Raw genomic sequence first — 12,739 nt, forward strand, 5'->3', positions numbered from 1 at the left:
CTCCTCGGTCTGTGCGGTCTGAAATTTTTCAGCCCGGTTTACTGCTCAATGGCATGCGGTGCGATCTGCGATTCAATATGGCGGTGTGTAATTTGCATCGCCTCAGCGTGGTTGAACGCTTTTCCGCTGAGGGCCCCGCGCAGCCACAAGCCATCAATCAATGCAGCGGTGCTTTGCGCCGCGAGACGCGCCTCATTTTTTGGCAGAAAACGTCTGAATTCAGCACATAAATTTGAATAGAGCCGGCGGCTGTTAACCTGTTGCAGCCGGTACAACTGCGGGTGATGCATGCTGCTCGCCCAGAAGGCCAGCCAGGTTTTCATCGCCGCGCTGTTGGTCTGACTGTCATCAAAGTTGGCTTCGGCAATCGCATGCAACCGCGCCGTCGGTGCGGTATCCGTCAGTTGCGACAGCCGCAACTGTACGCCTTCCCCCAGGTGACTGAGTAAATAACGCATGGTCGCTTCCAGCAGACCGTTCTTGTCACGAAAGTAGTGACTGATGATGCCATTTGAGACGCCAGCACGGCGGGCAATTTGCGAAATCGACGCATCGTGCATCCCGACTTCGTTCACTGCGGCCAGTGTTGCCTCAATTAATTGCTGCCGCCTGATGGGCTGCATTCCTACTTTGGGCATGGTTCCGGCTCCTGAAAATGAGCGGGTTGAACGCGCTTAACAGCCTTTTTTTGCGCTCCTGCTCAACCTTGTTTCAACGCTCTGACGCCCTCTATTTAACTTTTTTTTGATTGAACGTTCAATTAAAAATGCATATATTTTATTACCAATACGTTAGTAATTTGTATGAATTCTGGAACCTTAAAGCATCCAATTTATTGAAAAATAGTGATTAATTAACATAACAGGGGAAAAGATGGCGATTGCCAATACGACAGAGAAAAAGAGCGAAAAACCGCGCGACCAGCTGAACAAGGTGGTGTTTTTCACCTCCGCCGGGCTGATTTTAGCCTTCACATTAATGACCATTTTCTTCACCGGTTTATCGGGAAAATGGATCAGCCTGACCCTTAACTGGGTGTCGGCCACCTTCGGCTGGTATTACATGCTGGCGGCTACGCTGTACATCGTGTTTGTAGTGTTCATAGCCTGTTCACGTTTTGGTTCGATCAAACTGGGCCCTGAACAATCCAAACCCGAATTCAGCATGATGAGCTGGGCCGCAATGCTGTTTGCTGCGGGTATCGGTATCGACCTGATGTTCTTTTCCGTTGCTGAACCGGTGACGCAATACATGTTGCCACCGGAAGGAAACGGGCAAACGCTGGAAGCGGCGCGACAGGCCATGACCTGGACGCTGTTCCACTACGGTCTGACCGGCTGGGCGATGTATGCGCTGATGGGGATTGCACTGGGATATTTCAGCTACCGCTATAATCTGCCGCTGACGATACGTTCGGCGCTGTACCCGATTTTCGGTAAGCGCATTAACGGCCCGATCGGCCACAGTGTGGATATCGCTGCCGTGGTCGGCACTATTTTCGGTATCGCCACGACGCTCGGCATTGGTGTGGTACAGCTTAACTATGGCCTGAAAGTGCTGTTCCACATTCCGGAAAACCTGACCGTGCAGGCCGCACTGATCCTGCTTTCTGTGATTATGGCGACGGTGTCGGTGACATCCGGTGTTAACAAAGGCATCCGTATTCTGTCGGAACTTAACGTGCTGCTGGCGCTGGGGCTGATTCTGTTTTTACTGTTCTTCGGCAATACCGAATTCCTGCTCAATGCGCTGGTGCTCAATATTGGCGATTACATCAACCGCTTTATGGGCATGACGCTTAACACCTTTGCCTTTGACCGCCCGACGGAATGGATGAACAGCTGGACGCTGTTTTTCTGGGCCTGGTGGGTAGCGTGGTCGCCGTTTGTCGGCCTGTTCCTGGCGCGTATCTCACGCGGACGCACCATCCGTCAGTTCGTGCTCGGCACGCTGATCATTCCGTTCGTCTTCACCCTGCTGTGGCTGTCAATTTTCGGTAACAGTGCGCTGTATCAGATCCTGCATGGCAATCTGGATTTCGCCAACGAAGTGATTTCACACCCTGAACGCGGCGTTTACAGCCTGCTGGCGCAGTATCCGGGCTTTACGCTGAGCGCGTCCGTTGCGACCATCACCGGCCTGCTGTTTTATGTCACCTCGGCCGATTCCGGCTCGCTGGTGCTGGGTAACTTCACCTCGAAACTGGCAGACATTAACAACGATGCCCCAAACTGGCTGCGGATTTTCTGGTCTGTTACCATCGGTGTGCTGACGTTGGGGATGCTGATGACAGACGGGGTTTCCGCGCTGCAAAACACCACGGTGATTATGGGTCTGCCGTTCAGCTTTGTGATTTTCTTCATCATGGCCGGATTGTATAAATCACTGCGCCTGGAAGATTACCGCCGCGCCAGTACCCAGCAGACTCTGGCACCGCTGCCTGCCACCAGCGACGCGGCGCTGAACTGGAAGCAGCGCCTGTCACGGGTGATGAATTATCCGGGCACACGCCATACGCAGAAAATGATGGACACCGTATGTCGTCCTGCCATGCAGGAAGTGGCGCTGGAACTGGAACTGCGCGGAGCAAAAGTCACGTTTACCGAGCACGGGCCGCAGGAAGACGAGAAAATCGGGCCATTGGAATTACAGGTCGCATTGGGCGAAGAGCAGAATTTTGTCTATCAGATCTGGCCGGTACGCTATGCGGTGCCTGCCTTTACCTATCGCGCACGCGCCGGTAAATCACATTATTACCGTCTGGAAACTTTCCTCCTTGAAGGGACACAGGGCAACGACCTGATGGACTTCACCAAACATCAGGTCATCAATGACATTCTGGATCAGTACGAACGTCATCTGAACTTCCTGCATATCAACCGCGAAGCGCCGGGAAACACCCTCACCTTCCCCGAACAACCGGTCTGATACAAGCCCGTCAGAAACCCGCGCAATGCGGGTTTTTTTATACGCATTGACTCCTTTCCCCGAAGGAACGGCATTAACAGCGGCAGCCGCTCACGTTCGCGGATTGTGATTAATGTGCGTAAACCGGCTGGTTAAGCTTTTCAGCTTTGTGCACATCATGACTTTTCACCCCGGCACTGGAGAGTTTTTCTTCCGCTTCCTCAATATCTTCACTGTCGATTTCCAGTGATTCCTGATCGATTCCCTGAGCAGGCGTCAGTGCCAGTTCGACCAGGATAGGAAAGTGATCTGAGCCCATAAATTCAAGACGTTTAAGATCAACCAGTGTGAAATCTTTGCTGTGGAAAACATGATCCAACGGCCAGCGCAGGAACGGATAACTGGCGTGGAACGTGTTGTACATGCCGCGACCGCGACGCGGATCCAGCAGGCCGCTGATTTTCATAAACAGGCGCGTGGTGCGCGACCACGCCACATCGTTCAGGTCACCGGTGACAATCGTCGGGTAAAGCGCTTTGGCGGCGGTATGACCGACGGCGATAAGCTCACCGTCACGCGACGTAGATTCATCCGCTTCGGTCGGGCTGGGCGGCATCGGATGCAGACAGTGCAAAATCACCCGCTCACCCGACGGCAGTTCAGCGCGAAAATGCATAGAAGGAATGTCATCAGCCACCAGATACTGAATCTTCGCTGCGTGCATCGGCAGGCGCGAATACACATGCATACCGTACAGATTATCAAGCGGGCAGCGCAGGCTGTGCGGATAACTGGCATCCAGTTCTGCCATCTGATCTTCCCACCACTGATCAGTTTCCAGTAGCACCAGAATATCCGGCTGATAATGCCTGACCTGCGCCAGTAATTTTTCCGGATCACGGTTGGTGGTCAGCACGTTGCTGTTCATGATCTTGATACGCGAATGACCGTTGGGGACCGTTTTCTTCACCTGAACCGGATACAGGCGGGTATAAGGCAAAATCCACCAGCTCTGATACGCCATGCATCCCACGGTCAGGATGATAACTGTGGTGGTGATCGCATCACCGAACGGCATGATCGCCAGTTCGGTCAGCAAAAAAAACAGACACAGGGAGGCCATCTGTAACCGCGGAAAATCCCAGACCCGCACCCACCAGCGCTGATTTTTAGAAAGAGGAAGGAGCGTCAGCAAAGTCATAATGACCGTCAGTCCGCAAATGATGATTCGTAACGCTTGCATCGGTTATCAACCCTGATAAAAAAGCAAAAATAATACCCGCCATAGACGGGTATTTGTTGTTAACCGATTGTGACTGAAAAACAGGGAGATGTCGCCGCCTTCTCCCCTGATCAGAAAAAGGCGACAGATTTAGCCAGGATTATTTTGTGGCGGCGGCCTGTTCAGGCACATGGCACCAGTTATGCTGTTCGACAATCCCGCCATTTGGCGAGGTATAACCGATACAGCCCAGAATAGAGTCATACAGCTTTTCATGGAAAACAGGCGTTTTCGCGACAGCCAGTTTTTGCAGCTGTTCGAAACTGGCCTTGTTCTGATCATTGGACAGGAATTTGTCTGATGCCCAGACCATGATCGGCACGGCACGTTGCTCAGCCGGCGCATGATCACGCGGTGTACCGTGGAAGTGCATGCTTTTGGAAATCGACTCACCGTGATCGGAGGCATAGAACACAATCGCATTCTTGTCGCGCAATTGATCAAACACTTGTGACAGGAAGTAATCGGTATACAGCAGGGAATTATCGTAAGCGTTGATCATTTCCTCGGTAGAACAGGAATCATCGATGCCCATACATTCCGGCTTATATTTGGCAAAAGAACGCGGATAGCGGTCGGAATACAGGTAATGCGACCCCTTGGTATGCAGGATAATCAGGTGCTTACCTTTGGGATGATTGTTCATCGAGTCTTTCATTTCATCGATGAGCAACATGTCATCCACCGGTTTACCGGCGTTGCGTTTCTCAGAGGCAATGTTTTCACGCAGCGAATAATCATCCGCACGGGTTTTGTTATAGAACCAGGCTTCGCTCTGCATGGAATAAAGCTCTGAACTCCAGCCATTGCTTTTCAGCACGGAAAACACGTTCATTTCTTTCAGGGTACGCTGGGGTTCTTCAGAGGCCCCGCCTTCACGCACAAACATACAGCGCAGGGAAAGCTTGGTGGCGGTGTCACAGGAATAACCCTGCAGGGCGACCAGATTTTTCTCTTTGTCGAGATTGGGCGTGTTGTCACGATCGTAGCCGTACAGCCCCATGTGGTCGCGGCGGGCGCTCTCACCGATCACAAACACCACATACATATCTTTGGCATCCGCTGGTGCGGTATACGTGAAGTGTCTGGCCGGATCGAACAGATTTTTGGTGTCTTCCGCCTGACTGTAGCTGCTGTAAGAATATAAACCCAGTGCTGAAAGCCAGTTGGATGGCGAATAGGTTCCGGCCACCACACCGCCGTAACTCGCCATCATGCGGTTGTTCACGATGTCGTGGCGATCCTGCACTTTGCCCATCAGTTGCAGCGGCATGTAACAAAGCAGGCCGGAGACCGCGAGCAGCAAGGTTCTGACCGCCAGTTTTTTAAAGGTCGTTTGTTTCAGTGCCGCGCCCGGCATTTTGCTCAGCCACAGCAGCAGTACCGGCAACAAACTCACCAGTACTGTCCAGGCGATGAAATGTGTCCCGATAGATTCTTTCGATAAATCAATGGAATCAGACGCCAGCGCCGCCGCTAAAATTCCGTAGCCGATATCGACGTTAAACAGAATCATGTAGTAACTGGCGGCGGCAGAAGAAATCACGATGGCGCTCATCAGCACACGGAAAACCGTTTTTCCGGTATATGACAGCAACATACACAAGAAGTAGACCAGCGCAAAACAGGCCACCATTTCAACAGCAATCGACAAGGCATTGTCATACTGCAATTGCTGATAACGACGGATAAAAATCGGAAGGTTTAGCAGAAGCCCGAGATAAAGTGCAATGAACAAAGAAATGCTCTGTTGCGAAAGTGAACGAATTTTATGCATTAGAAATAACTGGCTCTTTTGTGAGTCTGGTTGCGTCGTACTGACCGCTCGTACCGGAGGTGGGACCCCACTCCTTAGGACATTCAGACTCCGGGCTGGGCATTTTCGTTCAAACTGAATGACGAGTTCCAATGTGATAATGTAACAAACTTAACGAATTCCTTATGTTTCAATAACATGAAAATGAAGGATTCCCCTCTATTTTACACAATTTTTCTCATTTATTGAGTCACTATTGAGGAAACTTATGATTGGCTCCGGGAAAAGACAGCGTGAAGCATGTTTCTCCCTGTGCTGAGCTGGTCATGCTTACACTTCCGCGATGCAATGCCATGATGGCCTGAACAATCGATAATCCAAGACCGCTGGAACTGCCGCCTTCACTGCGTGAGGCATCTGCCCGATAAAAACGATCAAAGAGTTTTGCACATTTTTCCGGCGGAACCTGATCGCCCTGACTGATCACATGAATATCCATGCCCCGGGCGTGCGGTTCAGCGCGCAGCTCAATCGGACTTCCCTCCCGGCCATAACGCACTGCATTGGCAACCAGATTGCTGAGTGCACGCTGGAACAACATGGCATCGGCATACAGCACGCCTGTACCTTTACCGTTCAGCGTCATACCGCGTTCTTCCGCCAGACCCTCAAAATATTCCTGAATACGGGTCATTTCAGAAGAAACATCAATGGTGGTGATGGTCAGGACGGAGCGCGCATCTGAAGCCCGCGCCAGAAACAGGATGTTTTCCACCATACGGGAAATACGTTCCAGCTCTTCCATATTGTTCGCCAGCAGTGTTTCATATTCTTCCACCGTACGCGGCTGGTATAACGCCACCTGACAATGCCCCATCAGCGCCCCTACCGGCGTACGGATTTCATGCGCCAGATCGGCGGAAAATTGCGTTAGTCGCTGATACCCTCCGGCGAGCCGGTCGAGCATATCGTTGAAAGAATAAATTAATTGCTGCAATTCCTGCGGTGCATTTTCAGAAGACAGTCGCGTAGACAAACTGGCCGGATGGATCTGCGCCGCCTCATGCGCCATATTGCGCAGCGGCCGTAATCCGCGGCGGATCACCAGATAACCCAGAACGGCAATCAGCAAATAAGCGAATAGCACCGCCCCGGTAATTTCCCAACGAAAAGTCTGTAACAGATGCGACTCCTCGGTCATGAAATGCGCGCCGGTGATTTCAACCGTCCGCCCGTCCTGGATTTGTACCGCAGCGCGGGCAAAGCGTACCGGCGTGCCATCCGGTGCGGTGAGGTGATGCACTGTATTCAGCGTCAGCGGATGACCGTCCGGCACGGCCACCACCGGCGGCAATTCCAGCCGGGATGGATTGACGTTGATCAGCGGCTTCTCACCGGACAAACGAAACGTCAGGATATCGCGCTCGTTACCGAGCATATTTTCAAACAGGCCGGGATTACGGCTGAGCTGCGACAGCGGAAATTCGTTGGCAAGCAGATGACGGAAATACTGAACGCGGCCGCTGACCTGATAATCTGCACGGCGTACCAGTTCTTTATCCATCGAGTAATAAAGATAAAAACCAACAGCGCTAACGACCAGTGAGGCGATCAGCGCAAACAGTAAGGTGGCGCGAAGCGTCAGCGACATGCCGCGCTCAGGGAGTGGAGTAAATTGCCGATCAGTCATGTCGCACTTCGCACACATAACCAATCCCGCGCACGGTATGGATAAGTTTCACCTCAAAGGTGCGGTCAACTTTGCCACGCAGGCGCTTAATGGCAACATCCACCACGTTGGTATCGCTGTCGAAATTCATGTCCCAGACCTGTGAGGCGATCATCGTCCGCGACAGCACTTCCCCCTCGCGACGCATCAGCAACTGCAGCAACATGAATTCCTTGTTGGTCAGCGCAATGGCCTGATCCTGACGGGTGACACGACGGCGCAACACATCAAGATTCAGGTCTGCCACCGAATAGATATCGGGTTCGCGGGTGGCCGGGCGGCGCAGTAATGTACGGATACGCAACACCAGTTCGGTGAAGGAGAACGGCTTGATGAGATAATCGTCAGCGCCCAGTTCCAGCCCGTGAATGCGATCCTGCACCTCATCGCGGGCGGTGAGAAACAGCACCGGCACGTCGCTTTTTTTGCGCAGGACTTCCATCACCTGCCAGCCGTCCAGCCCCGGCAGCATAACATCGAGGATCACCGCATCGTAACCGTCTTCCAGCGCCAGAAACAGGCCATCAGCACCGTTACGCGCCAGATCCACGCTGTAACCTGCTTCTGTCAGTCCTTTTTTCAGGTAGTCGCCTGTACTGACATCGTCTTCAATCACCAGTATTCGCATTCAGGCCCCCAGCGCCGTATGACCATTCACCTAAAGAATGATTCATCTGAAAGTTTATCAGTTTCGTCAGTCATCTTTGATGACAATTTTGTCATCAATTTGTCATCAGCCAATACCGGTTGATCGTCCACTCTTAAGGAAGTTATCCATCACTGGCAGGTTCAGTGATTCATCTAACAGAATGAAATAACGCTGGAAAATGGAGAGTTAATTATGAATGCACCAACACGTATCGCTGGTCTGTTACTGGGTTCCCTGCTGATGTGCAGCGGGATGACATCCGCTTTTGCCGCCGATAATGTGATTAAACCCACACGCGGAACCATTGATTCAGTTAATGACTCATCGGTACAAATCACCACCCGTCAGGGTGAAAAACTTGACGTTAAACTGACCGATCAGACCAAAATCAATGCCGTCACCAAAGGCAACATCAGCGATATCAAAGCGGACAGCTTTATCGGGACGGCAGCCGTTCCGCAGGCTAACGGCACGCTGAAAGCGCTGGAGGTCCACGTCTTCGCACCCAGCCTGCGCGGCAGCGGTGAAGGCTTCAATCCGTTTGAATCCGCCGATGGCAAAATCAATACCATGACCAACGGCACCGTCGGCAAGCTGGTGAACAGCAACGGCCGCACCCTGACCGTGAAATATCACGATGCCGAGAAAACTGTCGTCGTGCCTGACGATGTGCCGGTTGTTCTGCTGGCACCGGGCGACCGCAGCCTGCTGAAACCGGGCACTAAAATCGTATTGTTTGCCATGAAAGATGACAAAGGTGCGCTGGTTGCCCGTGGTATTGCTGCCGGTAAAGACGGCATCGCGCCTCCGATGTAATCCGGCCAGTCAACAGGAGATTAAGCGTGAAACCTCAGCTCTCATTACCCCGAAAACGCCGGATCCATTCCTGGCCGGTTCGTATCTGTCATTGGATCAATGTGCTGGCAATGATCGGCATGGTGATGAGCGGCTGGGGGATTTATAACGCCGATCCGCTTTTCGCTTTCACTTTTCCGCAAAACACTACCCTCGGCGGCTGGCTGGGCGGCAATATAGCCTGGCATCTGGCGGTGATGTGGCTGCTGGCGGCTAATGCCCTGCTCTATCTGGTGTGGGGTATTTTCAGCGATCATTTCAGGCATGACTTTTTCCCCTTTTCGCCCCGCTCTGTCTGGCGCGATACCGTTCGTGCACTGACATTCAGGCTCCCTCACAAGCTCGGTCAGTACAACGCCGTGCAAAAGCTGATGTACAGCGGAGTTTTATTGCTGGGCGCACTGCTGGTGCTGTCGGGTTTGTCCATCTGGAAACCGGTGCAGTTCAGCGGGCTGGTCTGGCTGTTTGGCGGTTTTGATATCGCGCGTTATGTGCATTTCTTTGCGATGAGCGGCGTGCTGCTGTTTGTCATTATTCACGTACTGATGGTCCTGCTGGTGCCTGAAACCTTCGTGGCAATGCTGACCGGCGGCAAAAAAATAAGCACGGAGGACCACGCCGATGAGTGAAAAACCACAACGGCCAAAAATTATTCTTGAGCCCGATCAGCGCAAACAACTGGTCAATGTCCAGCGCCGTTTATTACTGCGGTCAGGGCTGACGCTCGGTGCCGTTTCGATGCTGACGGGCTGCAATTTGCAGGACGGTGATCAGGTCGATAAGGTGCTATGGGCAATGTCCCGCTGGAATGACCGGGTTCAAAGCTGGCTGTTCGGCGGCCAGAAACTGGCGCAAACCTACCGCGCGGATCAGATCACCACGCCATTTCGTTTCAACGCTTATTACCCCGAATACAACGTACCGGAAATCGACATCCCTAATTACCGGCTGGAGGTTTCGGGTCTGGTACAAAAGAAAGCTGCGTGGACGCTGGAACAATTGCAGCGCCTGCCACAGGAAAGCCAGATCACCCGGCTGATTTGCATTGAAGGCTGGAGCGCCATCGGCCAGTGGAAAGGTGTGCCGCTGAAAACCTTCCTGCAACAGGTTGGCGCGGATCTGACGGCCAAATATGTCGGCTTCAAATGCGATGACCGCTATTATTCCAGTATCGATATGGCAACGGCGCTACATCCGCAAACTATTCTGGCGCTGGATTTTGGTGGTAAACCCTTACCGCCCGATTTTGGTTATCCGTTACGTCTGCGTATGCCCACCAAACTCGGCTTTAAAAACGCCAAGCATATCGGCGCGATTTTCGTCACCAATGAATACCCCGGCGGCTACTGGGAAGATCAGGGCTATAACTGGTACAGCGGAATTTGACAGGTATAAAAAACAGGCATAAAAAAACCGCTCAGCTGAGCGGTTTTCGTTTTCGCGGGAGGGTAACGGCAAAGCGTTACGCTGCGGCGAAGAATTAGAAGCTGTAACCCACGCCTGCGATCCAGGTACCCACATCCACACTGCGGATACGGGACTGTTCGTAGGACACGTCCAGAGCAACGTTCTGGATTGGGTTGAACTGCAGACCAGCACCGTAAGAGAAGCCGTAATCGCTGGTGTCATTTTTTTCACGGTTAGCAGTAGATGCTGCTGCTTCGTTGTACTGGAATTTACCGTAGCCAACACCCACAACACCGTAGATGGAAACCCAGTCAGCCAGACGGTAAGCAGGACCCGCAGTCAGACCGTAGTATTGTGCTTTACGGTAGTCGCCAGATGCCGGGGAGCTGTCATCTTCGATGTAAGTGAAAGAACCGATAGCGCCCAGTGGGTTGCTATCTTGTTCCCAACGGTATTTTAAGTTGAAGCCGTTTGCTTTGTTAGCAACGCCTTGTGCGTCACCCTGAGCGTAGCCAGCAGTTACGGTGCTGGTGTCAGCGAAAGCGCTGGAAGAAACGCCCAGAGCAACTACGCAAGCTAATGCGGAAAGACATGCAATTTTTTTCATAAACCACCTCAAAAAGAGAAACCAAAGTAACCTTCACGTTTGAAAATATAACAAAAACCAGTGTGAAACTCTGCCTCAATTAAGGTGTCCAAAGCATCATATGGTGTAACAGGAAGTTTCCAGTGAGTCCTATCCTTTTAATTTTATTGATATTTTAGCCCCATAAACTATAAGGTAAACTTATTGAACTTTTTGAGATTAGCAGATAATTCCTAAAATTATGCTTAAAAAAACACCGCTTTTTGCGTCTTTTTAACAGAAACGTTCCGGAAAAAACTTTTCTTTGAGGATTTTTTCTCGCCACATTTCCCTCTACACTGACAGCACTTTACCTTTCTTTTCAAAACTATAAATCTTGAGTTTGCGGATTCATGGATCACCTCAAAAGGCGCAAAGGATGACACAGTCAGGACAACATCAGCCGCAGGAACCGCAGAACACGCTGCAGACGACGACGCATAACAACAGCCCGCCGGTTCCAGTGTTAGCAAAAAAAACCTCACCGCTGATAGCGATTTTATTGTTACTGATCGCCATGTTGTCATTACAAGGCGGGGCGTCGCTGGCCAAAACGCTTTTCCCGGTAGTCGGTCCGCAAGGTGTCACGGCATTACGTCTTGGGCTCGGCTCTGTTTTATTACTTCTCTATTTTCGTCCGTGGCGTCTGAAAATGCGCGGCGGTAATTTGCGTGCGCTGCTGATGTATGGACTGGCGCTGGGCTGTATGAACTATTCGTTCTATCTGGCCCTGCAAACGGTCCCGCTGGGCATTGCCGTTGCACTGGAATTTACCGGCCCGCTGGCAGTCGCGATGTTCTCCTCGCGACGCCCGGTAGATTTCATCTGGGTAGTACTGGCTGTGACGGGGTTGCTGTTGCTGTTGCCTCTCGGGCAAAGTGCTGGCGGTGTTGATCTCAAAGGCGCGTGCTTTGCGCTGATCGCCGGTGCCTGCTGGGCCGTTTATATCCTCGCAGGACAACGCGCAGGCAGCAGTTACGGGCCGGGTACCGCGGCGATGGGGTCACTGATTGCCGCGTTAATTTTCTTCCCGATTGGGGCAGTACAGGCTCACACCTCTATTTTTAGTTGGGAGATTTTACCGCTCGGTTTGCTGATCGCCCTGCTCACTTCTGCCATTCCTTATTCCCTGGAAATGATGGCGCTGACCAAATTGCCAGCCAAAACCTTCGGCACGCTGATGAGCATGGAACCGGCAATGGCGGCACTTTCGGGCATTATCTTCCTCGGTGAATTCCTGACCGCGACCCAGTGGATGGGTCTGGCAGCGATTATCGCGGCGTCGGCAGGTTCCACACTCACTATCCAGCGGAAGACCAAAATCGAGACAGTCGATATTCCCGGCAACCATCCTTCTGGCAAATAATCCTGCCCCTGCAACCCATAAAGCCACGTTTTACCGACGTGGCTTTTTCTTTTCAATCAACAGGTTGAAAATATTTTTCATGTAATTCGTTTTTTTATCGTTTTTCCTGCATCCAAAAGCGGGGGGTGATTCGTATGTATAGATGTGAGGCAAGACCTTACCT

At 51.9% G+C, this 12,739-nt stretch carries 11 protein-coding genes; 5 read left to right on the forward strand and 6 right to left on the reverse strand.

Annotated features, from left to right (window positions below; all coding sequences use genetic code 11):
* Positions 1-38 precede the first annotated feature (38 nt).
* Complete coding sequence (gene betI / locus EVX52_RS10560) at positions 39-638, reverse strand: transcriptional regulator BetI (RefSeq protein WP_129952425.1); 600 nt, start codon at positions 636-638, stop codon at positions 39-41.
* Positions 639-873: 235 nt separating this feature from the next.
* On the opposite strand from betI, the gene EVX52_RS10565 reads away from it, so the two are divergent.
* The gene (locus tag EVX52_RS10565; protein ID WP_129952424.1) at positions 874-2,928 is read left to right on the forward strand and encodes a choline transporter; all 2,055 of its coding nucleotides are present in this window, start codon (positions 874-876) and stop codon (positions 2,926-2,928) included.
* Positions 2,929-3,037: 109 nt separating this feature from the next.
* Here EVX52_RS10565 and EVX52_RS10570 read toward each other — a convergent pair whose 3' ends face one another.
* The 4 genes from EVX52_RS10570 to EVX52_RS10585 form a co-directional block, all read right to left on the reverse strand.
* Positions 3,038-4,150 carry an endonuclease/exonuclease/phosphatase family protein gene (locus EVX52_RS10570; RefSeq protein ID WP_129991245.1) on the reverse strand — a complete coding sequence of 371 codons (1,113 nt, stop codon included), beginning with the start codon at positions 4,148-4,150 and terminating at the stop codon, positions 3,038-3,040.
* A gap of 139 nt (positions 4,151-4,289) precedes the next feature.
* Positions 4,290-5,966: a kdo(2)-lipid A phosphoethanolamine 7''-transferase gene (gene eptB, locus EVX52_RS10575; protein ID WP_129952422.1), complete on the reverse strand. Its 1,677-nt coding sequence runs from the start codon at positions 5,964-5,966 to the stop codon at positions 4,290-4,292.
* Between the two features lie 232 nt (positions 5,967-6,198).
* Positions 6,199-7,635 (reverse strand): heavy metal sensor histidine kinase, encoded by a 1,437-nt coding sequence (locus EVX52_RS10580; protein WP_129991246.1) that lies wholly within the window; start codon positions 7,633-7,635, stop codon positions 6,199-6,201.
* On the reverse strand, positions 7,628-8,302 hold the full coding sequence (locus EVX52_RS10585) for a heavy metal response regulator transcription factor (protein WP_129991247.1): 675 nt from the start codon (positions 8,300-8,302) through the stop codon (positions 7,628-7,630). The genes EVX52_RS10580 and EVX52_RS10585 overlap by 8 nt, the downstream gene beginning before the upstream one ends.
* 213 nt (positions 8,303-8,515) lie before the next feature.
* Between EVX52_RS10585 and EVX52_RS10590 the strand changes: the two genes are divergently transcribed.
* From EVX52_RS10590 to EVX52_RS10600, 3 genes are read left to right on the forward strand one after another with little or no spacing between them, the layout of a single operon-like run.
* Positions 8,516-9,139 (forward strand): hypothetical protein, encoded by a 624-nt coding sequence (locus EVX52_RS10590; RefSeq protein ID WP_129952419.1) that lies wholly within the window; start codon positions 8,516-8,518, stop codon positions 9,137-9,139.
* Positions 9,140-9,165: 26 nt separating this feature from the next.
* On the forward strand, positions 9,166-9,807 hold the full coding sequence (locus EVX52_RS10595; RefSeq protein ID WP_129952418.1) for a cytochrome b/b6 domain-containing protein: 642 nt from the start codon (positions 9,166-9,168) through the stop codon (positions 9,805-9,807).
* On the forward strand, positions 9,800-10,564 hold the full coding sequence (locus EVX52_RS10600; RefSeq protein ID WP_129991248.1) for a molybdopterin-dependent oxidoreductase: 765 nt from the start codon (positions 9,800-9,802) through the stop codon (positions 10,562-10,564). The genes EVX52_RS10595 and EVX52_RS10600 overlap by 8 nt, the downstream gene beginning before the upstream one ends.
* A gap of 94 nt (positions 10,565-10,658) precedes the next feature.
* Here the strand turns inward: EVX52_RS10600 and ompX are convergent, their stop codons facing one another.
* Positions 10,659-11,192 (reverse strand): outer membrane protein OmpX, encoded by a 534-nt coding sequence (gene ompX / locus EVX52_RS10605; protein WP_013574702.1) that lies wholly within the window; start codon positions 11,190-11,192, stop codon positions 10,659-10,661.
* 397 nt (positions 11,193-11,589) lie between these two features.
* On the opposite strand from ompX, the gene rhtA reads away from it, so the two are divergent.
* On the forward strand, positions 11,590-12,576 hold the full coding sequence (gene rhtA / locus EVX52_RS10610) for a threonine/homoserine exporter RhtA (RefSeq protein ID WP_129991249.1): 987 nt from the start codon (positions 11,590-11,592) through the stop codon (positions 12,574-12,576).
* Positions 12,577-12,739: the final 163 nt, after the last annotated feature.

This window comes from Rahnella sp. CFA14(1/10) (assembly GCF_004195095.1).
GTDB lineage: Bacteria > Pseudomonadota > Gammaproteobacteria > Enterobacterales > Enterobacteriaceae > Rahnella > Rahnella perminowiae.

What these genes read in the sequence shown, in the direction of transcription:
- betI (WP_129952425.1), bottom strand. Translation starts at nt 638, where the DNA reads ATGCCCAAAGTAGGAATGCAGCCCATCAGGCGGCAGCAATTAATTGAG.
- EVX52_RS10565 (WP_129952424.1), top strand. Translation starts at nt 874, where the DNA reads ATGGCGATTGCCAATACGACAGAGAAAAAGAGCGAAAAACCGCGCGAC.
- EVX52_RS10570 (WP_129991245.1), bottom strand. Translation starts at nt 4,150, where the DNA reads ATGCAAGCGTTACGAATCATCATTTGCGGACTGACGGTCATTATGACT.
- eptB (WP_129952422.1), bottom strand. Translation starts at nt 5,966, where the DNA reads ATGCATAAAATTCGTTCACTTTCGCAACAGAGCATTTCTTTGTTCATT.
- EVX52_RS10580 (WP_129991246.1), bottom strand. Translation starts at nt 7,635, where the DNA reads ATGACTGATCGGCAATTTACTCCACTCCCTGAGCGCGGCATGTCGCTG.
- EVX52_RS10585 (WP_129991247.1), bottom strand. Translation starts at nt 8,302, where the DNA reads ATGCGAATACTGGTGATTGAAGACGATGTCAGTACAGGCGACTACCTG.
- EVX52_RS10590 (WP_129952419.1), top strand. Translation starts at nt 8,516, where the DNA reads ATGAATGCACCAACACGTATCGCTGGTCTGTTACTGGGTTCCCTGCTG.
- EVX52_RS10600 (WP_129991248.1), top strand. Translation starts at nt 9,800, where the DNA reads ATGAGTGAAAAACCACAACGGCCAAAAATTATTCTTGAGCCCGATCAG.
- ompX (WP_013574702.1), bottom strand. Translation starts at nt 11,192, where the DNA reads ATGAAAAAAATTGCATGTCTTTCCGCATTAGCTTGCGTAGTTGCTCTG.
- rhtA (WP_129991249.1), top strand. Translation starts at nt 11,590, where the DNA reads ATGACACAGTCAGGACAACATCAGCCGCAGGAACCGCAGAACACGCTG.